Annotated in this window: 24 protein-coding genes; 20 read left to right on the top strand and 4 right to left on the bottom strand. The window is 37.5% G+C overall.

The window, feature by feature from the left end:
* Window positions 1-78: 78 nt before the first annotated feature.
* The 16 genes from RTK36_RS11430 to RTK36_RS11355 all read left to right on the top strand — a co-directional run bounded on the left by RTK36_RS11430 (window position 79) and on the right by RTK36_RS11355 (window position 14,082).
* Window positions 79-870, top strand: a complete 792-nt coding sequence (locus tag RTK36_RS11430; RefSeq protein ID WP_312047348.1) for an OmpA/MotB family protein — start codon at window positions 79-81, stop codon at window positions 868-870.
* A gap of 188 nt (window positions 871-1,058) precedes the next feature.
* On the top strand, window positions 1,059-2,057 hold the full coding sequence (locus RTK36_RS11425) for a flagellar motor switch protein FliM (RefSeq protein WP_312047346.1): 999 nt from the start codon (window positions 1,059-1,061) through the stop codon (window positions 2,055-2,057).
* Between the two features lie 27 nt (window positions 2,058-2,084).
* Window positions 2,085-3,440 carry a flagellar motor switch protein FliN gene (gene fliN / locus RTK36_RS11420; protein WP_312047344.1) on the top strand — a complete coding sequence of 452 codons (1,356 nt, stop codon included), beginning with the start codon at window positions 2,085-2,087 and terminating at the stop codon, window positions 3,438-3,440.
* Between the two features lie 57 nt (window positions 3,441-3,497).
* Window positions 3,498-3,857 (top strand): response regulator, encoded by a 360-nt coding sequence (locus tag RTK36_RS11415; protein WP_312047342.1) that lies wholly within the window; start codon window positions 3,498-3,500, stop codon window positions 3,855-3,857.
* A gap of 39 nt (window positions 3,858-3,896) precedes the next feature.
* A complete protein-coding gene (locus tag RTK36_RS11410; RefSeq protein ID WP_312047340.1) occupies window positions 3,897-4,229 on the top strand; it encodes a FliO/MopB family protein in 333 nt (110 codons plus the stop codon).
* A 62-nt stretch (window positions 4,230-4,291) separates the two neighbouring features.
* The gene (fliP, locus tag RTK36_RS11405; protein ID WP_312047338.1) at window positions 4,292-4,948 is read left to right on the top strand and encodes a flagellar type III secretion system pore protein FliP; all 657 of its coding nucleotides are present in this window, start codon (window positions 4,292-4,294) and stop codon (window positions 4,946-4,948) included.
* A 15-nt stretch (window positions 4,949-4,963) separates the two neighbouring features.
* On the top strand, window positions 4,964-5,221 hold the full coding sequence (fliQ, locus tag RTK36_RS11400) for a flagellar biosynthesis protein FliQ (RefSeq protein WP_312047335.1): 258 nt from the start codon (window positions 4,964-4,966) through the stop codon (window positions 5,219-5,221).
* 87 nt (window positions 5,222-5,308) lie between these two features.
* Window positions 5,309-6,073 (top strand): flagellar biosynthetic protein FliR, encoded by a 765-nt coding sequence (locus RTK36_RS11395; protein WP_312047332.1) that lies wholly within the window; start codon window positions 5,309-5,311, stop codon window positions 6,071-6,073.
* A 108-nt stretch (window positions 6,074-6,181) separates the two neighbouring features.
* A complete protein-coding gene (gene flhB / locus RTK36_RS11390) occupies window positions 6,182-7,246 on the top strand; it encodes a flagellar biosynthesis protein FlhB (RefSeq protein WP_312047330.1) in 1,065 nt (354 codons plus the stop codon).
* Between the two features lie 18 nt (window positions 7,247-7,264).
* Window positions 7,265-9,322 carry a flagellar biosynthesis protein FlhA gene (flhA, locus tag RTK36_RS11385; protein WP_312047327.1) on the top strand — a complete coding sequence of 686 codons (2,058 nt, stop codon included), beginning with the start codon at window positions 7,265-7,267 and terminating at the stop codon, window positions 9,320-9,322.
* Window positions 9,323-9,339: 17 nt separating this feature from the next.
* On the top strand, window positions 9,340-10,101 hold the full coding sequence (locus RTK36_RS11380) for a sigma-70 family RNA polymerase sigma factor (RefSeq protein ID WP_312047325.1): 762 nt from the start codon (window positions 9,340-9,342) through the stop codon (window positions 10,099-10,101).
* 98 nt (window positions 10,102-10,199) lie between these two features.
* A complete protein-coding gene (locus RTK36_RS11375; protein ID WP_312047323.1) occupies window positions 10,200-10,946 on the top strand; it encodes a flagellar hook-basal body protein in 747 nt (248 codons plus the stop codon).
* Between the two features lie 86 nt (window positions 10,947-11,032).
* Window positions 11,033-11,803 (top strand): flagellar hook-basal body protein, encoded by a 771-nt coding sequence (locus RTK36_RS11370; protein ID WP_312047321.1) that lies wholly within the window; start codon window positions 11,033-11,035, stop codon window positions 11,801-11,803.
* A 30-nt stretch (window positions 11,804-11,833) separates the two neighbouring features.
* The gene (locus tag RTK36_RS11365) at window positions 11,834-12,460 is read left to right on the top strand and encodes a chemotaxis protein CheC (protein ID WP_312047319.1); all 627 of its coding nucleotides are present in this window, start codon (window positions 11,834-11,836) and stop codon (window positions 12,458-12,460) included.
* The gene (locus tag RTK36_RS11360; protein WP_312047316.1) at window positions 12,453-12,938 is read left to right on the top strand and encodes a chemotaxis protein CheD; all 486 of its coding nucleotides are present in this window, start codon (window positions 12,453-12,455) and stop codon (window positions 12,936-12,938) included. The genes RTK36_RS11365 and RTK36_RS11360 overlap by 8 nt, the downstream gene beginning before the upstream one ends.
* Before the next feature lie 220 nt (window positions 12,939-13,158).
* On the top strand, window positions 13,159-14,082 hold the full coding sequence (locus RTK36_RS11355; protein ID WP_312047314.1) for a chemotaxis protein: 924 nt from the start codon (window positions 13,159-13,161) through the stop codon (window positions 14,080-14,082).
* 129 nt (window positions 14,083-14,211) lie between these two features.
* Here the strand turns inward: RTK36_RS11355 and RTK36_RS11350 are convergent, their stop codons facing one another.
* Together RTK36_RS11350 and RTK36_RS11345 are read right to left on the bottom strand one after the other, a co-directional pair.
* The gene (locus tag RTK36_RS11350) at window positions 14,212-14,799 is read right to left on the bottom strand and encodes a late competence development ComFB family protein (RefSeq protein WP_312047312.1); all 588 of its coding nucleotides are present in this window, start codon (window positions 14,797-14,799) and stop codon (window positions 14,212-14,214) included.
* 305 nt (window positions 14,800-15,104) lie between these two features.
* Window positions 15,105-15,878, bottom strand: coding sequence for a ParA family protein (locus RTK36_RS11345; RefSeq protein ID WP_312047310.1), 774 nt, complete (start codon window positions 15,876-15,878; stop codon window positions 15,105-15,107).
* Between the two features lie 140 nt (window positions 15,879-16,018).
* Between RTK36_RS11345 and fliD the strand changes: the two genes are divergently transcribed.
* Genes fliD through RTK36_RS11330 form a run of 3 tightly spaced genes read left to right on the top strand, consistent with a single transcriptional unit; the run spans window position 16,019 to window position 19,335 of the window.
* Complete coding sequence (gene fliD, locus RTK36_RS11340) at window positions 16,019-18,478, top strand: flagellar filament capping protein FliD (RefSeq protein WP_312047308.1); 2,460 nt, start codon at window positions 16,019-16,021, stop codon at window positions 18,476-18,478.
* Between the two features lie 25 nt (window positions 18,479-18,503).
* Window positions 18,504-18,890 carry a flagellar export chaperone FliS gene (locus RTK36_RS11335; protein WP_312047306.1) on the top strand — a complete coding sequence of 129 codons (387 nt, stop codon included), beginning with the start codon at window positions 18,504-18,506 and terminating at the stop codon, window positions 18,888-18,890.
* 22 nt (window positions 18,891-18,912) lie between these two features.
* Window positions 18,913-19,335, top strand: a complete 423-nt coding sequence (locus RTK36_RS11330; RefSeq protein ID WP_312047304.1) for a hypothetical protein — start codon at window positions 18,913-18,915, stop codon at window positions 19,333-19,335.
* Between the two features lie 86 nt (window positions 19,336-19,421).
* Here RTK36_RS11330 and RTK36_RS11325 read toward each other — a convergent pair whose 3' ends face one another.
* Both RTK36_RS11325 and RTK36_RS11320 read right to left on the bottom strand, forming a co-directional pair.
* Complete coding sequence (locus RTK36_RS11325) at window positions 19,422-20,282, bottom strand: C39 family peptidase (protein ID WP_312047302.1); 861 nt, start codon at window positions 20,280-20,282, stop codon at window positions 19,422-19,424.
* Window positions 20,279-20,974 carry a cell division ATP-binding protein FtsE gene (locus RTK36_RS11320; protein WP_312047300.1) on the bottom strand — a complete coding sequence of 232 codons (696 nt, stop codon included), beginning with the start codon at window positions 20,972-20,974 and terminating at the stop codon, window positions 20,279-20,281. The genes RTK36_RS11325 and RTK36_RS11320 overlap by 4 nt, the downstream gene beginning before the upstream one ends.
* A gap of 370 nt (window positions 20,975-21,344) precedes the next feature.
* Here RTK36_RS11320 and mscL point away from each other — a divergent pair, with 370 nt between their 5' ends.
* On the top strand, window positions 21,345-21,734 hold the full coding sequence (mscL, locus tag RTK36_RS11315) for a large-conductance mechanosensitive channel protein MscL (protein WP_312047298.1): 390 nt from the start codon (window positions 21,345-21,347) through the stop codon (window positions 21,732-21,734).
* The last annotated feature ends 325 nt before the right edge of the window (window positions 21,735-22,059 follow it).

The following is a 22,059-nucleotide window of genomic DNA, read 5'->3' as shown; positions in this document are numbered from 1 at the left end:
AATTTGAAAGGATGAATGCTTGTGAAAATAATTCAAATTAAGCATAGGCGGCGACGAAGTACAAAGGAGGATAAGACAATGAAGAAAAAAAGGAGCGGAGGCGTTTCTAACGAATGGCTGAACACCTATAGTGATATGGTGACACTTCTCCTATGTTTCTTTGTATTGCTCTATTCAATATCATCTGTTGATAGTGCAAAGTGGAAAATGATTGTAAAAAGCTTTAATCCAACAGATGCGGAAGTAAGTCAGATTGTTGAAAACGCAGAGGAAACCGATGGGAACTATGATGTGGAAGGTAATGTTTTAGGTAATGGAGAAGATTATGAGTTTGCAGATGACTTTGATGAAATGTATTATAAATTGTCTAAGTATGTCGAGGTGAATGGACTTTCTGCGGATGTTGAAGTCACCAAGGGTGATGGGTACACATTCATTACGTTTAGGAACAATATCTTTTTTGATGGGGATAGCTATGTGCTCAAGCAAGAGGGAAAAACTGTTCTGGACCAATTGTGTAAAATCCTTAAAGACGTCAATAACTCAATTGGTGAGATACAAATATTGGGGCATACCTCTCAGGCGAGTCCTACAGAACCAAATGAGATTCAAAGCGATAGATTTTTGTCATCAGACAGAGCAGCAGAAGTGCTTGTTTATATGCAAAAGAAAAAAATCATTGATCCTGAGAAGCTGGTTTCCATTGGATTCGGACAGTTTAGACCTATCAGTTCTTTCGAAACCAGAGAGAGCAGAGCAAAAAATCGGCGAGTTGAGATAATAATTTCCAAAAATGACAGTGTTGTTAGATCACTAGATAACTATTATAATGAAGTGTATGGTACTGGTGAAACAAAGACGCAGAATTAAGCTGTTATAATTAAGATGAAAAATAGAAGATGACAAAGAAGCTTAAAATAATTATTTTTGGGGAATTAGGAATATCGTTAAATGTCTCAATCTTCCGTTGCTATTTATTGATTTTAAGAAATTATGGAAATCTGAGAGAGATAAGCAAAAACGAACCTAATAGAATATGGCAGGGGTGAACGCAAAAGATGTCTGAAGTATTAAGCCAGAGTCAGATTGATGCACTTCTTGCATCAGTAATTGATGGGGGTAGCATTGAGAAAGAAGTCTCTGAGGATGCTGGCGAGAAATACCGTAAATATGATTTCTACAGTCCCAAGAAATACACGAAGGACAAACTGAATATAATAAAAAACACCCATGAGAGCTATTGCAGGCTGGTTTCTTCCAGACTGAACAGTTTGCTTAGGGCATCCAGCCAAGTTACTCTTATTACTGTGGAAGAGGAGCGTTATCATGAATTTAGTAATGCTTTATCAGATAATGATGCATTGACGCTAATCAATGCATCATTGCTAAGTAAAGATAGCGGTGGAACGGTTATCATGCATATTACCACGCCACTGATGCTTAGCATGATTGACCGAATGCTGGGGGGAAAGGGCGAAGAACCACAAAATGTATCTTCTCAGTATGCTTATACGGACATAGAGCTTTTACTCTACGAGAATATTACAAAATATTTGGTTGGTGTAATGAAAGATGGATGGGCAAATTATCTTGAAATTGACTTTGAGATTGAAAAAGTTGAAACCTCCCACGGATTGATGCAGGAAATTGGGATGGATGAAATTGTAGTCATTGTCGTAATTGAGGTAGTTATTAATAATGTTGCAGGCAAAATAAATGTTTGTATCCCAAGTACATTGCTAACGAATATTTTTGGGATACTGGATAACAAAAAATCTCCCAATAGCAGATCGTCTGGTGGAGCTGTTGACCATACTTCACGAGATATCTTTGAATCCATCAAGGAATCAGATCTGGAAATTACTGCTAAAATTGGTGATGCTACTGTAATGTTGCAAGATGTTTATGATCTTAAAAAGGGCGATATTATTAATCTAAGTAGGCCCCAAAACTCATTTGTTGATGTTTTTATTGAGGACAATATCTGGTTCCATGGGAAATTGGGGGTTCATAATAAAAATATGGCAGTGAGAATAAGTGAAATAAATAAGAACTAGGAAAAGCCAAAGGGGGGATTAATTGTTATGGCCAATAAAATTTTTAACTCTTTAGAGATGGACGCCATTGGCGAAATTCTAAACATCAGCCTTGGGGCATCTGCTACAGCAGTTTCAACGATGCTTGACAGAAGAGTTGATATTACTGTTCCAACTGTAATGATATCAAGCAAAGAAGACTTTGAATTTACATATATGGAGCCGGCAGTTGCGGTGGAAATAACTTATGTTACGGGGCTAAGCGGCAATAATATCATGTTGCTGAAACGTCACGATGTTAAGGTGATTGTTGAAATCCTGATGGGGGCGGAAATCCCAGAGGAAGAATTTGAGCTTAATGACATCAATATGAGTGCAATACGCGAGGTAATGAATCAGATGATGGGGTCATCCTCTACCGCCTTAGCGGAGTTGTTGGGAGAACCTGTTAATATTTCAACACCCACCTCGTTTGAAATTAATACGGTAGCCGAATTTGCTGAAAAGTACTTATTGGAAGACCAGCCAATGGTAGTGGTGAGATTTTCACTGAAAGTGGAAGACTCTTTGGAAAGCGAATTTTTAAACATAATGACGGTAGACTTAGCAAGGAAGCTGCTGTCATGTTTTGGGGTTCCAATTGGGGACTTGCCGGATGACACGCAGGAAGCTGTAGCTGAACCACCTGCACCTGCAGTGGAGACCCAGGAAATGAACTATCAAAATTTCCAAGAAGGGGAGCCCTTGGAGAAGCCATCTTCCGGCGGAATGATGAGCCAGGAGGAGATTGAGAAACTGCTATCTCAAAGCTCTCAAAGTGATACTCCTAGCAATACCCAGACTGAGCCGGTAAAAGCAGAGGCAACGCAAAATAATATGGATACGTCCATTGAAAAAACCTCTTCCGGCGGAAAGCTGAGTCAGGAGGAAATTGAAAAATTGCTGTCTCAAAGCTTTCAGAATGACGCTCCGGTTACCCAACCTGAACCCGTTAAAAGTGCGGTTAGTCAGAATAATGTGGTTGCACCGCCGGTGGAAAATACACCAGCACCACAACCAAGCTATGCGCCTGTGGTAAACACCCCTGCGGCACAACCTAAAGTAATTAATGTAAAGCCAAATGCTGAGTCAAGCAGAGGGGAAAGCTCTTTGGAACAGGAACGCAAGGAAAACTTGGATTTAATTATGGGCGTGCCACTGGAAATTTCTGTGGAAATTGGCCGTACAAAGAAAAATGTTCGTGAAATTCTTGAATACAATAAGGGGTCATTGATTGTTTTAGATAAGCTGGCAGGTGAGCAGGTTGACATCTATGTAAATGGTCAGTGTATTGCAAAGGGCGACGTAGTTGTTGTTGATGATAATTTTGGTGTGCGTGTGACAGAGGTTTTAAAGAAAATATAAGTTGATAATGACAATAGAAAAAACGAAAAAGATAGGGAAAAGAAAGGAATGGTTATAATGGCTAAAATTTTATTGGTGGATGACGCTTCTTTCATGAGAATGATGATTAAGGATGCACTGACAAAAAATGGTTATAGTGACATCTACGAAGCGGCAGATGGTGTAGAGGCAGTTGCGAAGTATACAGAAATTCATCCTGACTTGGTAATTATGGATATTACCATGCCTAATATGGATGGTTTGGGAGCACTAAAAGCAATCAAACAATTAGACCCTACTGCAAATGTGGTTATGTGTTCTGCCATGGGTCAGGAAGCAATGGTAATTGAGGCAATTAAATCTGGCGCGAAGGATTTCATTGTAAAGCCCTTTAAGCCTGATAGAATTTTAAAGACAGTAACAACTGTACTGGGGTAAGCTAGACAGGAGGAGAGTCTGATTTTTGAAGATTTTTTTATGATTTTTATGACCTTTCTATCAGTCATCTTAATTCTATTTCTGAGCTATTGGTTTACAAAGTATGTGGGCACGAAGACAATGAAATTCAGAGCCTCACAACACATGGAAATCGTAGATAGGTTATCCATTTCCCAGGATAAATCTGTTGTTGTTTTAAAAGTGCAGAAAAACTATTATTTACTGTCCTTATCCCCCAATGGGGTTGGGCTTATTAAAGAATTAGATAATATAGATGAAGAAGCCTTTCAAATTACGGAAGGGCTTCATAGTAAAGGCGAATACGACTTTAGGGAAGTCTTGTCCCAGTATTTACCGGGCAAAAAGAAATAAAATCCAAAAATACATAGGAAACACAGGGGATGAAATGTATTTAGTGTACGAGGGAGTTTATCATGAATGATGCTTTTATCAATATAAACGGCGGACAGATTCAATCATTAGAAATGATATTAATGATAACTGTTCTTACAATGCTGCCTTCCATTGTTATTATGACAACGTCATTCACAAGAATTATTATTGTGATGTCTTTTTTGCGAAATGCGCTGGGGATGCAGCAGACTCCACCAAATACAGTTTTGGTGGGTATTGCCTTGTTTCTTACGCTTTTCATTATGTCCCCGGTGTTAAATCAAATAAATGAAGAGGCATATATACCCTATAAAAATGAGCAAATTACCGGGCAGGAGGCATTGGATCGGGCATCGGTGCCTATGAAAACCTTTATGCTGAAACAAACAGAAAAGGAAACTTTGGATATGTTCATGGATTTTTCTGGGGAAAAAATTTCGGATCAATATGAGGACTTACCTTTAACGGTTGTAATTCCCTCATTTATGACAAGCGAGCTAAAGCGAGCTTTTATCATGGGATTCCTGTTATTCCTTCCCTTTTTATTAATTGATATCGTGGTATCCAGTACGCTGATGTCAATGGGTATGATTATGTTCCCTCCCGCTATGATTTCACTTCCGTTTAAAATTTTATTATTTATTACGGTAAACGGGTGGCAGTTGTTATTCTCTACTTTGATTAAAAGCTTTAATTAGCCAGGGGGATAATATATGACAAACGGAGATGCTTTAGATATTATGCGTTCAGCCATTATGGTTGCAATGAAAATCGGTGGCCCTATCCTTATACTTAGTATGATTATTGGTGTTTTTATTTCAATCATACAGGCGGCAACCCAGATTCATGAACAGACAATCACCTTTGTTCCAAAGGTTTTACTAATTGTTTTTGTTTGTATCGTTTGCGGACCGTGGATGCTTGAAACGTTGCAGGATTTTGTCTATGAAGTGTTTCAGCTTATGCTTTAAGCTATTTTATAGATTTCTCTAAATGACAAAGAGTTTGGTAAAGGAAATACATTTTGCACTAATGTAATTTCGGAGGCAAAGAAACAGATGGATTATTATAAAAACTTTGTTTTCTTCTCGTTTGTATTAATGAGAATGTCGGGATTTGTTCTGCTAAATCCTATTTTTGGACGGAAAAACATTCCTGGTATTGTGAAATCCGGATTGATTCTTGCTTTGGCTATGATTGTATTTACTTCTTTGCCACAACAGCAGATGGAACTTTCGGGCATGTTTGAGTACGCCGTGCTCCTGATAAAGGAGTTTGCGGCAGGGGCAGCCATTGGCTTTGTTATCAGTTTATTTCTTTTTGTAATTATTTTTGCAGGAGAAATGATTGATATGCAGCTGGGATTATCCATGTCCAAAATATTTGATGCTCAAAGTAACGCCTCTATAGCACTTAGCGCAACTTACTATAATATTTTATTTATGTTTTTGTTCTTTGCAATGGATGCCCATTTAGCAATTATTCATATTTTATTAAATTCAGCACAAGTGGTGCCTTATGGACAAGTTGCCTTGGGGCAAGAGGTTGCTCAAGGCATATTGGATACTTTTATTTTGTGCAGTGAGCTGGCCTTGAAAATGTCATTTCCCATTATTGCCATCGAATTTTTGTGCGCGGTGGGTATGGGGATTTTGATGAGAGCCATTCCCCAAATCAATGTTTTTGTTGTTGATATTCAGCTTAAAATATTTGTGGGATTACTGACAATGCTGATTATATTTTCGCCAATGGCGGATTTTTTGAATACATTGGTGGTAACTATGGTGGACAGCGTAAGACAGATTCTGATGCAGATGGGTTAAATCGGATTTGATTCATGGTTTGCGTAGAGCCAATGCTTTTATGTAATCGTTAGAAGTGACTTGGGAGTTTTATCCCAAAAATAAGAATTCGTGTAAGGGGGGAGAACATTGGCTGGAGATTCTAAAACCGAGAAGGCCACGCCCAAGCGAAGGAAGGACGAGCGGAAGAAGGGAAATGTTTTAGTCAGCAAGGACATAATTGCTGTGGTATCCTTAATCGGAACCTTCTTCGCTTTGAAAGTATTTTTCCCTCAAATGCTCCAAACGATCAACACGTTTATTTATAAAGCCTTTAACTATGCCCAAACCAAAACGGAGATTACCAATGAGTTTGCAATGGAAGTATCAAAGGAAACCATGTTTGCATTTTTTCAGATTGCGGCACCCATTGTTTTTATCTCTGTGGCGTTGTCAATCCTTGCAACCGTTGCACAGACCAAGCCCATTTTTGTTGCAGACAGTTTAAAACCAAAATTCAATAGAATGAATCCCCTCCAAGGGATAAAAAAACTTTTTTCTGTAAAAAGCTTATTTGATGTAGTAAAAGGAATTGTAAAAATAACTATTTTAATTGTAATGCTGTATTCCTTTATTTCCAAAAGTATTTTATCAGTTACCAGAACAATACAAGGGGATGTTTACCCGTCCAGCGCATTGTTACTGAACTTGACAATGTCTCTTGTGTTCAAAATATGTTTGGCTTTTGTAGTTATATCTGTATTAGATTTTTTCTTTCAATGGTGGGAATATGAACGTCAAATTAAGATGTCTAAGCACGAATTGAAGGAAGAATATAAGCAAATGGAAGGGGATCCTCAAATTAAAAGCAAAATCAAAGAGGTACAACGAAAAATGGCCATGTCCAGAATGATGCAGGCTGTTCCCCAAGCAGACGTTGTAATCAAAAACCCTACTCATTTTGCAGTTGCATTGAAATATGATTTAGAAAAAGACAGCGCACCCATATTACTTGCCAAAGGGCAGGATGAGGTTGCCCTTCGAATTATAAAAACGGCTGAAGAGAACGATGTTTATGTTCTGGAGAATAAGCCCTTAGCTAGAGCTATCTATGCTATGACCGACCTTAACCAAGAAATACCCGCAGATTTTTACGGCACCGTTGCGGAAATTTTGGTATATGTATATCAATTGAAAAATAAAAAGCTACTTTAACTTGAAATGGTGTGAGATATGAAAAAGTTATTACAAAACTCAGTTTCCTTGTTTGTAATCTTAATTGTATTACTGTTACTTATTCCTTTAAGGCCTTTTATGTTGGATACTTTATTTATTATAAATATTTCTGTATCCCTCATTATATTGCTGATTACAATGAACATTAGGGAGTCTTTAGAGTTCTCAATTTTCCCATCGCTGCTTTTAATTACAACCCTTTTTCGCCTTGGTTTGAATATTTCTTCAACTAGACTAATCTTGACGGAACAAGGAGCTGCAGGACAAGTTATTGCAGCCTTCGGCAGCTTTGTTTTACAAGGAAACGTAGTTGTTGGTACGATTATATTCATTATTATCGTGCTTGTTCAGTTTATTGTAATCTCTAAGGGCGCTGAGCGTGTTGCTGAGGTTGCGGCAAGATTTACCCTGGATGCTATGCCTGGTAAACAGATGGCGATTGATGCAGATTTGAACTCAGGCCTGATCACAGAGGCAGAAGCAAAGATAAGACGTTATAAAATACAAAAAGAAGCAGACTTTTATGGCGCAATGGATGGTGCCACTAAAATTGTAAAAGGCGATGCTGTAATGTCTATTATTATTACGGTAATCAACTTTTGCGCAGGTGTTATCATTGGTTTGGTGCAGTCAGGAATGTCTTTTTCAGAAGTGCTGCAGGTTTATTCTATTGCAACCATCGGTGATGGTTTGGTATCTCAGATTCCTGCACTTTTGATTTCAACTGCTACAGGTATGATTGTTACAAGAGCCGTATCAGATGGAAGTTTGAATACGGATGTGGCTGCTCAATTTTTAGCCCAACCTCAAGCCATGCTTATGGGTGGGTCAATTGTAGGCTTAATTTCTGTAATTCCAGGAATGCCTACGATACCATTGTTGCTCACCTCGGCAATGCTGCTTTCCCTGGGTTATTTCTCAAGGAGAAATATGAAGCTTGCCATAGCACAGGATGCTGTAATGCAAGAAGCGGAACTTCCTCAGAAAATGTCCAGCGAAGAGGATTACTTTAAGGATGTAAACAATATTTATCCTCTATTAAATGTAGAACCTATTGAGATGGAGTTTGGATATAGCTTGATTCCCTTAGTGGATGATTCTGGTGGGGGAAAACTGATCAATAGAATTGTTATCTTTCGACGGCAATATGCTCAGGATATGGGCTTTGTAATTCCCTCTATTCGGTTGCGGGATAGTGCATCTTTAAATCCCAATGAATATTCCATTAAAATCAAAGGGGAAGAAATTGCCTCAGGAGAAATTCTTGTGGACTATTACTTGGCCATTGAACCCTCGGATTTGGCGGGAGAAATTGATGGCATTGACACCATTGAACCGGCTTACGGAATACCCAGCAAATGGATATTGCCTGAGAATAAGGAATTGGCTGAAATTTATGGATATACGGTCATAGATCCCCTTTCTGTTATGCTGACACATATGTCAGAAGTGGTTTCCAAACACTCCTATGAGTTGCTATCCAGAGCAGAAGTGCTGCAGTTGATCGAGAATGTGAAGGCGAGTATCCCAGAACTTGTGGAAGAAGCTTTTCCCAATATTATATCCTACAGCAGTTTCCAGAAAATTTTGTCAAACCTCCTAAAGGAAGGCGTGCCAATCAAGGATTTAGTTACGATTATTGAAACCATTGTAGATTCTTCTTCTACCACCAAGGATTTAGATGTGATTACAGAAAATATAAGGGTTGCGCTAAAGCGTACCATTACCCGTAAGTTCTGCGAAGGTGGACAAATGAAGGTGATAACCCTAGATGCGGAGCTTGAGAAGATCATTGTATCTAGCATGGCAAAAAGCGAGCATGGTATTTATCTATCCCTCAGCCCCGATATACTGCAGAAGGTTTTATTGCAGGTATCGGAAAATGTGAAGAAATTCAATGATATTTCAATGAAGCCCGTAATATTGACAAGCCATGTGGTAAGAGTTTATTTTTATCGGTTAATAGAGCAGTTTTATCCCAATGTCAGCGTTATTTCCTTTAACGAAATAGCGAATAATGTTCAAATTCAATCCATTGGAAATATTGTATTATAACATAGGAGCGAATCATATTGAAGAAAAAACGCAATGAAATGACGAATGAAGAGCTTTTTGCTGAATACAAAGCCACCGGTGATTTGGGGATTAAAAATGAGCTGGTTTTAAGGTATGTACATATCGTAAAGAATGTGGCAATTCAAATGCGTGGTGTCTATCATGATTTTACCCAAATAGATGACATCATAAATGAAGGTGTTCTTGCTTTAATGCATGCAATCGACAAATTTGACATAGATAAAAATGTGAAGTTTGAAAGTTTTATTGCCAAGCGCATGCGAGGAATTGTAATTGATATTGCAAGAAAAAATGATTGGGTCCCCAGAAGTGTTCGAAAGGCTGCAAAAGATATTGATAAAGCAATAAGTGCTTTGCATACGGAGTTGGGGCGAGCCCCTTCCGACGAGGAAATTGCAGAATACCTGAATGTTACTGTTGAAAAATATTATGATGATTTACGCAAAACCAACCTGATGAATGTTCTTTCCTTTGAGATGTTATTGGAGGATGGGGATAACGGTGGATATCATAATCAGGTTATGAATACTAATAAAGAAACCATGCCGGAGCATTACCTTGATAGCATGGAGTTGGAGCGGGAAATAAAATTAGGCTTGGAAAGCTTAAGAGAAAGAGAAAAGCTTGTTGTTTCACTGCATTATGTGCAGGATTTAAATATGAAAGAAATTGCCGCTGTTTTAGGTGTCAGCGAGCCTAGAATTTCTCAGATACACTCCAATGCTTTAAGAAAGCTTAGGCTGTATTTGAAAGAATAGTTTAGTATAACCTTTGGCTTTTAAAAAGACAGCATAAGATTTTAAAAAAAATGAGTTTTTGAAAAAGTGGATAGAGACACTCCAGAAGGAGGGGGAAAATGTTTAAAGGGTTTTATAATTTATCATCAAGCATGCTTACGCAAAATAAGAATTTAAATGTCATCAGTAATAACTTAGCCAATGTTTCCACCAGCGGTTATAAGTCAGATAAAATGGTTTCAGGAACTTTTCAAGATGCAGTAATGTCTAGAACCGGCAATAATATTACGGGGGCAGAAGGGAATCCTTTGGGCAATTCTTCCATGATTACAGTACCTTATGAAACGGTAACGAACTTTTCTGATGGTGGCTGGGAGGAGACTGGGGGTATATTAGATTTTGCAATCAACGGGAAAGGCTTTTTTGAAGTTGATAAACAAGGAGAAAAATTATACACCCGTGACGGTTCTTTTAGTTTGGATCAGGAAGGATATGTGGTGCTTCAGGGCGTGGGTCGCGTGAGTGGTACAAACGGCCCCATCTTGATAAAATCCGATGATTTTCAAGTGATGCCTGATGGAGGAATTTATGATTCAACGGGAAATTTGATTTCTAAACTAAAAGTCGTGGATTTTGAAAACTATGATGATCTGGGTAAGGTTGCTGAAGGTGTTTTTTCCGGCGGAACAGTCCAAAAAACAGATGCAACCCTTTTGTGGAAGTACGTGGAAAATTCTAATGTGGATCCCCTACGGGAGATGACAGATATGTTAGTTAATCAAAGAACCTTGCAAAGTGCAGCTCAAATATTGAAAATGTACGATGCAATGGCAGTCAAAGCCACAACAGAACTTGGCAGAGTATAAATTACAAATGCCTCATAACTTGTTTGACGTCTTCTATTGGCAGATTGTAAATTGTCAATGGTTTTACTTGCAAAGGAGAATCGCGTATGGAAATGTCATTTTATAATGGGAAAGTTGGAGCAGCTGCACAACAGACGAAGCTTGATGTGATCGCCAATAATATAGCCAATGTGAATACAGCTGGTTACAAAACAAAAAACCAATCCTTTTCCGATTTGATGTACAACAATATGGCTGGGAAAGATGGCTTAGAATCTAAAGTAAAGTTAGGTAGCGGGGCAAAGGCAGATAGAACCAATATTTCCTTTGAAAAAGGTAGTACAAATTTATCTTCCTCTGATCTGGATTTTACCATTGAGGGACGAGGATTTTTCGCTCTGCAAAATCCCCAGACCAAAAAGTATTGCTATACGACAAATGGAAGCTTTGTTTTGTCGCAGAAGGAGGACGGCTTCTATTTAACGTCGAAAGAAGGATATTTTGTCATCGGAGAGAGTGGAAATCCCATTAAAATCAAAACCGATGATGGAAATTTGACGGAGGGTGAAACAGATAAGGATGGAAATCCTTTGGATGGTGAAATGGTTTCCATTAAAGATGCAAAGCCTGCTGTGTTTGATTTTCCCAGAACTGAGGGTATGCTAAGCCTTGGGGATACAAACTTTGAGCCCGTTGAAAAGAACGGAAAGCCCTTTTTGGTGGAAGCAAAGGTAACAAGTGGAAGCTTTGAGGGCTCAAACGTAGATATTTCTAAGGAATTTGTGAAGGTAATTGAAGCGCAAAGAGCGTATCAATATTCACTTAGAGTGGTTCAGACAACAGATGAAATTCAGAATTTAGTGAACAATTTAAGATGACGGATAACAATCTAGATGGCTGGAGGGACTATGAAAATAAATAAATATGAAGAAATGAATGGATTTGCCATAGATATGCTTCGGGAAATCGGCAGTATCGGCACCGGCAATGCGGCAACGGCTCTTTCTAATACGTTGTCTGCAAAAATTTCAATGTCATTACCCGAAGTCAAAATTATGGGTTATAATCAAGTAATTGATTTTTTAGGCGGGCCTGAAAAAATAGTTTCAGCGGTTTTGGTGCACATGACCGGAGAATTCAGTGGCATTATGCTTTATTTATTGGATTTTGAGTTTGTAAATATTGTTTTTGAAAGACTTTCTCTTGGTAAAATTGATCATTTTGAAGATATTGACGAAATCAGAGCATCTGCAATTGCCGAGGTCAGCAATATCATCATTTCATCCTATGCGAATGCAGTATCCCAGTTAAGCAGTATTTCAATTAATCTTTCTGTGCCTGCCATGGCAATTAATATGTTGGGAGGAATCATGTCCGTTCCTATGATAGAATACGGATATGTGACCGATACAATTATGGTTGTTGATGGTAAATTCATTTACAATGGCGGGGAGATGACCAGTAATTTGATTATGCTGCCGGATATCAAATCGTTGAATTTTTTATTAAATAAGTTGGGTGTTTTTAATGAATAAAGAGATTGCAGTGGGAATTGCAGATATGAAGTTTACCAGGATGGAAGGACGCTTGATCACATATGCTCTTGGCTCCTGCGTTGGGGTTTGTTTATATGACCCCATTGCAAAGGTTGGAGCCATGGTACATATTATGCTTCCTCAAAGATTAGAAAACAGTGCAGATGCAAATGTATATAAGTTTGCTGACACGGGAATACGAGCAACAATCAAAAAGATGGAAGTTTTTGGTGCCGTTAAAAGAAGGCTAACGGCAAAAATTGCCGGCGGCGCCAAAATGTTCGATATCCCCGGTGGTGGGTCCTTGGGGAATATTGGTCAGCGGAATATAGAGAGTGTTCGTAATACCTTGCGAGAAGAAGGCATACCTATTGTTAGTGAGGAAGTGGGCGGAAATTTTGCAAGAACTTTGGTTTTTGATTGCAGCAATGGCCAAGGTAATATTAGATCTTTTGGTAGAAAAGAAATTATTTTTTAAATAAGTTATTTTTGGTCAGTAATTATGGAAATCAAAAATAAAGAAGGCGTTCTTATATTTTTTTTAATGAATTTTCTAATTGCTGTTCTTTTTGTAAAAATTTGTGGTATTATGTTATCAAAGGTATTTGCATATCATCACGAATATGTAGTTTTCAATTTATTTGTAACAGGTTTTATGCATCAAAGGATTACTACAATTTTTTAATGGAGGAATACATATGGCCGTAAAAAATAAGAGCGAAATTTTACTTGAAACAGGAACGAATGAAATAGAAATTATGGAGTTTAAGATTAATGATAAGCTCTATGGAATCAATGTTGCCAAAGTAAGAGAGATTATGGTAGCAGAGGCTGTTACGGCGATGCCCTTGGCTCATCCTGTTGTGGAAGGCGTTTTTAAGCCAAGAGGTTCCGTTATTACTGTAGTAAATCTGGCTAAATATTTGTTTGGGAATGAAGCGACCAATGGGGAACGAGATTTATTTATTGTAACTAATTTTAATAGAATGCACATAGCTTTCCGTGTAAACAGCGTGGAAGGTATTGTACGTATTTCTTGGACAGATATTCAAAAACCTGATAAAACCGTAAGTGGCGGTGAAGAGGGTGTAGCCACAGGCATTACCGAAATAAACGGAAATTTGGTGGTGATTTTGGATTTTGAAAAAATAGTTTCTGAAATTGCCCCTCGTACAGGCATACAGACGGAGGATATTGCGAAGCTAGGCGAGAGAAAAGTTAGTGATGCACCGATTGTCTTGGCGGAAGATTCTATTTTGCTATCCAAGATGATACTGGAGTGTTTGCACAAAGCGGGATATAAAAATATCAGAAAGTTTGATAATGGACAAGAGGCATGGGACTTTTTACATAGCATTCCAGATGAGGCAACCCTTGCTGAAAAAGTGTCCATAGTGATTACCGATATTGAAATGCCTGCTATGGATGGTCATAGATTAACGAAGTTAATTAAGAGTGATAAACTTTTGAAGGAGCTTCCTGTTATTATTTTTTCCTCGCTAATTAATGAAGAGCTTTACATCAAAGGAAAACAAATTGGTGCAAATGAACAGATAAGTAAGCCTGAGATTGGAAGCTTGGTGGAAGTTATTGATCATTTGCTTGAAAAGAAAAGAAGATAAGTTTAGTTTGCGTCTTATTTTTGATAGATAAAAAGCCCATATTGCTAAGGCTACAGAGAAAACCTGTAGATAGCAATGGGCTTTTTTAATAATCTAATTGAATCCGTATACCTCAGGCAGACAAAATTATTAATGCAGAGGTTTTTCCTTTGCAGTTACACAAGCACTTGATAGCTGAGTGGCTACAGGTGTCTTAAATTTTTCACGGTAAAAACTAAGCAATGGAATGATTCTAGGATTGTCAACAACGATATATTTTGCAGGAAGGTTTGTAAGTGCAATTGCAATTACATCAGCAGTACATCTTGGGCAGGAACAAACTTCAAACATAGTTTGAAACTCTTTAAGACGCTCCAACACTAAATTTTCGTAAACATTTACATAATGAAAAACATGTTCTTTGGGTGCTTCAACAGGAGGCTCCTGATGAGTAATTACAGCGGAATGGGTCTCATGCTTTTCATCCTTGGGTTGTATCGGTGGTTCCGGCACAGATACAACAGATACGTCTGCTGTGGTATCTGTGTTAGCATTTATTGTAGCCATTTCTTGGACTGCATCCACAGAAGTTTCTTTCTCCAAGAGCTGACTTTTTTGGGGAAGCTCTTCTGTAACAGGGGAGGACAAGTTATCTTCCTCTTCTACAAATGCTTCTAAGTTTTCATTGATTTTTTCGGAAATAGACTTATCATTGGAAGGCTCAATTCCCATAAACATTAAATCATTTCATACATCAGAGCCGGTGCTATCTATTTCCATTTGTTCATCCATAGTTTGATGTTCATCCTTTGCCTTAGATATCAGGTTTAGGACGTGGGCGGTCTTATTGGTTTTACGCGCCATTTTAATACCTCTTTTCAAAAAAATAATAAACAAAGCGTATTATGAAAAAACATAACAAACATTTGTTATGGATACGCTGTAAAAAGTTAAATTAGTAGGCTCGAAGCAGAAATAAGCCCCAAAAAAAAGCAATAAAATATCTCCCATTGTAATAGAGATATTTTCCACGAAGTCCATGATTATTTTCTTGCTCTTTTACAACGAATCAACACTTCTTCAATGAAGTCTATATAATCAAGGGTTGGCTTCGATCTGGGGGCATACATTAGAACGCAAGAACCGTGGGCAGGGGCTTCGGCAACTGCCACGCTGGCTCTGATTTTAGCAGAAAAAACAGAGGTATTCAGCTGACTTGCGATCTCGTTTGCCATATCCGCAACTTCAAGGGCAAGATTTGTACGACTATTATATTTTGTCAACAGAAGGCCCAAAACATTAAGTTTTGAATTATAGAATTTCTTCACTGTCTGTGCAGTTTCCTTTAACTGGCTAACGCCTAAAAGGCTTAGAATTTCAGGAACCATAGGCACAATTAGGTGGTCAGAGCAAACATAGGCATTCACTGTTAATATATTTAATGCCGGTGGTGTGTCAATTATGATAAAGTCGTATTTATCCATGACGGGTTCAAGTGCCTCTTTCAGAAGGTACTCTCTGCCGGAACGGTTGAATTCAAGCTCTGCACTGCTTAACAAAATATTTGAAGGGATGATATCACCATATTCGGTTTCTTGTATCACGTCCTCAATATTTGTTTCACCACGAAATACATCATAAATAGTTGCTGTATTTTCTATGTCAAGACCTAAGGAGAAGCCTAAATTCCCCTGTGGATCTAAATCTATTCCAAGAACCTTATATTCTTGAAGGGATAAGCCTGTAATAAGGGTGGCAGTGGTTGTTGTTTTCCCTACGCCGCCTTTTTGATTTGTTAATGTAATGATTACTGACACGAGTATCACCTCATAATTTTTAAATTGTGGTACCAAACTATTAATAAAAGTATACTATATGTCGAAAAATAAGTATAGAGGAAAATTAGATAAGAATGTATATTGCGTATATCATTTAACCATATTGAAGGAGGAATACTATGGCAACAATATCAAGCCTCACTTCTGCGTCATCTTCCAGTAATGCCTATGGAAGCCAATCAAAGGGAATTGGTGGTCTAGTCAGTGGATTGAATACCGATGAATTGATTGATGGGATGACGGCGAGCACAAGAAGTAAAATTGCAAAGCAAAAACAAAATAAAACCTTATTGTCATGGAAGACGGATGCTTATCGAGCTATCAGTGATAAGTTGGTGGGCTTTGCTGATAATTACACATCTTACTCATCCAGCACTAACCTTTACAGTGCGAATTTTTACTCAAGAAGTGTAATCACCCCATCGGGCAGCAACAGCAAGTATGTTACAGCCAGTGGAAGTGTTACCGGCGATCAGCAATTCACTGTAAACGGGATAAAACAACTGGCACAGGATGCCAACTTTACCACAACAGAAACTTTATCAGATAACTACATACAAACCGGAGCAGTTAACTTTGGAAATGAGGATGTCTCTACGATATTGGGGAAAGGCTTTATTGTTCAATATGGAGATAAACAATACACTGCATTTATTCCTCCGAAAGAAGGGGGCGGGCCATATACCAATGCGGAAGAAGTGGCTATAGGGATGAACAAAGCCCTGGAAAAGGTAGACATTGGCGGGAATAAAACCTTAGCCAGTGTTATGAATGTGTCTGCTGTTGGAGAAACATTAAATTTTAAAAATACCAGTGAGGCTGGCAATGCTTTAAAAATTGTAAATGGCGATGCCCAACTTTTTACGTCATTAGGAATTATATCAGGTTCTAACACCATAATGGATAAAAGTATTACTTCTGCTGGATTAAGTGCTCTTGCAGAGATAAATCCGGATGACCTAAAAAAGGATACAACTTTTGCTGAAAGAATGAAGGGGAGATCCCTTTCCTTTGAATACAATGGCACTAGAAAGGTTATTACCTTTAATGATGAAACAAAGTTAAATGAAACGGATTTTAAAAAGTATTTGCAAGATGAATTGGACACTGCATTTGGTAAAGGCAGAATTCAATTGACACAAGGCGGCGATAATACTTTTCAATTTAAAACAGTACTCCCATCTGGGGCTGAGGATAAATCATCGGTACTATACGTCTCCAGCCCATCCATTGGTATTACGGGAGAGGGCAGCATTTTTGGCATTGAGAACGGTTCAACAAATAAATTGAATCTAACAACAACATTAGAAAAGGCAGGAATAAAGGATTTTGAAAATGCAGGGCTTGTTGATGGTAATGAATATGAGATTACAATCAATGGGGAAAGTATTAAAATAAAATATGAAAAGGATAAAACCTCACTGAAGGATATAATTGATGCAATCAATTCAAATAAAAATGCAGATGTCAATATTTCCTATCAAACAAACAGTGACTCCTTCTCCATTGTTTCTTCACAAAATGGAGCATCTGGTTCTGTAAAAATTGGTGCTAGAGATGGGGATGGAAATGTAACCCAGTTAAATGAGTTGGAACAATTGCTTTTTGGCAAGCGTAACGGAGATGGGACAATTGATACCAGTAATAAAGTGTTGAATGGAAAAGAGGTTGAAGGGCAGGATGCAATTATCCTAGTAGACTTTGATGGAGAAGGTGGAGCAGAGGCCACGGAAATTTCTCGTTCAACCAATTCGTTTAATCTTAACGGAATGAAAATCATCGCAAACGGTACTTTTGGCTATCAGGACAATGGTTCTAATGGTTTGGAGTATGTAGGTGGAACAGAGGGCATTAAATTTAGTGCAGGGGTTGACACTGAAAAAGTAATCAAAGCCATCAAAAGTATGATTGATGAATATAATACCTTGGTTGAGGATAGCAATACTGCTGTCAAGGAAAAACGTGAAAGAAATTATACGCCCCTTACAGATGAGCAAAAAAAGGACATGTCTGAGTCTGAGGTTACCGCATGGGAGAAGAAGGCCAAAGCGGGTCTGTTGTTTGGAGATTCAGATATATCTAGCTTAGCCAACGATTTAAGATTTGTCTTTATGAAGACAGGCAGCGAGAGTAATCAATTAGCTGATATTGGTATTACCGTTTCGTCAAGTTGGTCTGATAATGGTAAAATAACACTGGATGAGACTAAGCTGAAAAATGCATTGCAAGACGATCCAGAGAGAGTTAAGGAGCTTTTTACAGAGGATTTAGAAGACAATAATCTTATGACAGGCGGGGTTATGTCAAGAATGAAGGCAATCACAGAAAAGTATGCAGCAACTGTGGGCGCAACGAAAGGAAAATTAATTGAAAAAGCCGGTAATGTAAAATCCCCTAGCTCAATGCTTAAAAATAACTTGCTTACACAGATGAATGATATTGATAAGGTTATTACGAAGTATGAAAAAAAATTAAAAACAGAGCGAACAAGATATCAAAATCAATTTACACGATTAGAAGTGGCTATGCAGAAGATGAACAGCCAAAGTGGTTGGTTGAATCAGTATAGTAGCCAGTAATTGGTTGAAAGGATTGGCATACAGTATGAACAATTATGGTTATCAAAATTATAAACAGCAATCCATTAGTACTATGACCTCTGGTGAGCTATTGATGCTACTTTTCGATGAATCCGCAAAAAGGCTTACAAAGGCAGAATTGTCGGTAAAAGCTGAAAATTTCCCCGAGTTTGAAGCATGTATGAACAGGGTTTCGGAAATCATCAGATATCTAGATTCGACTTTAGACAAAACATATCCCATCGGGCAGGAGATTTCTAAGCTGTATGAGTATTTCCAGTTTCAAGTTGCTAGAATTAAAGCAGGAAGAAATATTGAGTTGATTCACAATTTAAGGGCTATGATTTTAGACCTTAAAAATACCTTCAAAGAGGCGGATCGTATCACCCAGGCGGAACTGGTGAAAAATTAGAATTTCAGAGGATGTGCCCTATATGAATACAGCGTTGATGGAGATTATTTTGAACCTCCAAAAAAAATATAACAAGGTCAATGAGTTGCAGGATGTAACAAAGCGAATGGCAGAATGCCTGCAGCGCAATGACACATATTCTTTTGAGTTGCTAGTGGAAATGCGCACAGAAATTATGCTTGAATTGGACAATCTGCAGTATTTACAAGAAGACTTGATACATCATTTGCCTGGAGAAGAGGAAGCACTGGCAAAAAGAGCCCTAACAATGGATGCAGAAGCTGCATTGATGGAAAACACAGATTTTAGAAGAATGAATGAAATTTACTGTAAGATAAAAAGAAGCTTGGAAAGCACAATCCAATCTGATAAGGCAATTAGCCTAAAAATTGGGGGAAGTAATTCCTTTTATTATAGTGAAGAGAATAAAGAAGAGCTTTCTTAGTACTTTTTTGAAAAGTAAAACTGAAAAAGGCTTATGCATGAAGGGTGCATAAGCCTTTTATATTTAATTACATAGAATATATAAGCTTAAGAAGCTTTTCCAATAGACCAAAATGGACCGCCTGAACTAGCGGAATATTTTGCTTCATCTAAGATTGTTTGGATATCCCAAGGTTGGTTGCTGTTTTCAGGGCTTTGAGAATCGGCAATCAAAATCTGCCCCTTAGCTGTAACTCCGCGAAGAATAATAAAATGCCCTTGGGAAGTGAATAATCCTCGATCCATAAGTACCACCACTAGTTTTCCGCTGGTTAATTCCTGAACAATTGTTTCTTTAGTAGGGCTCTTTAAACTCTTTGAGACAAGTCCGTAATTCTGCGCCCCTTTCGGTATGATGGAATGATAGGAGCCGCTATTATTGCAAAAATGACCATTATCAAAAGCCCATTTTGCAGTGGTTTCTGGGGTCACTTCATTTTCTGTCAGGCTGCTTACAACCATGGCAAGGGTAGTTGGACCGCAACCAAAAACACCAATAATATTATCACCACCATAAATCTCAGTTTTCCAGCGAGCATCACTTTGGGAATAATACACTAAATCAATTGTGTCGGAATGCAGAATCGTTTCATCTGTTTCCGCTTCTTTAGCTTTCTTTTTAGCTTCTTTTGATGATTCCTTTTCCTCAGCAGCTTTTTTTTCAGCAGCCAGAGCTTTTGCTAAGGCAGCAGCTTCCCGCTTTGCATCAAAGGCTGCCTTTTCTGTTTTCAGTGTCATTACCAATTGTGAGGCATGCTGGGATACACCTTTTATAAAATAATCTATATCCCATGGGGTTACGCGGGTAGCAAATAAATACAGAAAGAACAAAAAGCTGATATATGTTCCAACAAATGCTGTACTAAAAAATTTTTTTAATTTATTTTTTTTCCTTTTTCGTTTTTTCATATAATCCAACCATATTTTCCTTTACTCACATCACCAAGAACTTTTCCGTTTTGCATTGTAATCACGCGCTTTTTCATGGTATCCACAAACTCTTTTGCGTGGGTGGCAATAATGATTGTGATTCCCAATTGATTAATCTCATTAAATAAAGACATGATATCAAGGGAGGAATCATAATCCAGATGGGCAGTAGGTTCGTCGGCAATTATAATTTTTGGATTATTCACAACGGCCCTCGCCATAAGAACCTTAAAGGTTTCTCCGCCCGACAAATTACTGGGATAGTCATACATTTTCTTACTCATTCCAACCAAGCCAAGCGCTAAAGGGATAGCTTCTCGGATGGATTTACTGGAATGCCCCGTTGCTAACATAGGAATTTCTAAATTTTGATAAATTGTTTTATGCTCAATTAATAAACATTCATGATTAATAATACCTAAGCTTCTTCGGTAATAGGGGAAATCTTTATGATTTAAACTGACTAGAGATAGATTATTCACAGTGATATCTCCGGTGGTGGGCTTTAACTCCCCTGTTAGAAGATTGATTAGTGTACTTTTTCCTGAGCCTGTTTGTCCCACAAGAAACACAAAATCCCCATCCTTTATTTCAAGAGAAACATTCGCAACACCCATTTCATTATTTGGATAGGTTTTTGTTACATTATGGAATATAATCAAAATTCTCATGCCTTTCAGATAAGTTTCATTTAGACAAATAAAGCCTTTTTTCTTCTTTTTAGTATAACACCGAAGCGAAAAATTGTATATACTGCTAAATCATAGAAAAGAAAATATCTCAGTGGAATTTTTTATTTCATTATATCCAATTTAGCTAAGGCTATAAGGACTCTTTGTAAAATAACTCAAAAAATAAAGAAATAAAATACAAAAATTGGAAGTATTTACGACGCATTTAAGATATCGTTTTAATGGCAATTGTATTTTAAAATAGCTTAGCCTTAAAGATATTATAATATGATTGCCATTTAATGTAAAATATTGTATATTGAGAAGAAAATCAATTTACTATTTGGTCAATAGAAAAGGAGGGTCCTTTATGCTTCAGGAATTTAAAAAGTTTGCGTTAAAAGGGAATGTGATTGATCTGGCCGTGGGTGTTATTATAGGTGGAGCTTTTGGAAAAATTGTTACTTCGTTAGTCAATGATGTTTTGATGCCCATTCTTGGTTTGCTTTTAGGAGGAATCAGTTTTGCTGATTTAAAATATGTCATTACTCCAAGTGTAGGAGATATCCCAGAGGTTGCAATTTTATATGGTTCTTTTATTCAATCTATTGTGGATTTCATGATTATTACGTTTTCGATTTTTATTTTTATTAAAATAATTTCAGTGAGAAAGAAAGAAGAAAAACCTACGCCTGCCCAACCAGCCCCAGAGGTTTTATTATTGGAAGAAATTAGAGATTTTTTAAAAGAAAAACAATAAAAGAGATTTTTTTAGACACGAAGATTTTTTCTTTGTGTCTATTTTAATTTGTTTTCGATTTTTGAATGGAAATTAATATATTAGTAGTTATTATTTGATTTGGGATAAATTAAAAAAATCTTCTCAAGAAAGAAGATTTTATCCATTTTTATGTGATTAAATAATGTATCTAGCTTGAAAAAAAACAATAATTTCAGTAACGATATACAATGTAATATTGCAAATTTTTCCTCATAATTCAAGCTTTTTTGATATTTTTATGGACTTTATGGTAATACTGCAAAAAAGCGGATGATGGGAATCGAACCCACCTCTAAAGCTTGGG

The sequence above is a fragment of the Anaerotignum sp. genome, from assembly GCF_031981185.1.
Classification (GTDB): Bacteria; Bacillota; Clostridia; order Lachnospirales; family Anaerotignaceae; genus Chakrabartyella.
This window is presented reverse-complemented; position numbering and strand designations above follow the sequence as displayed.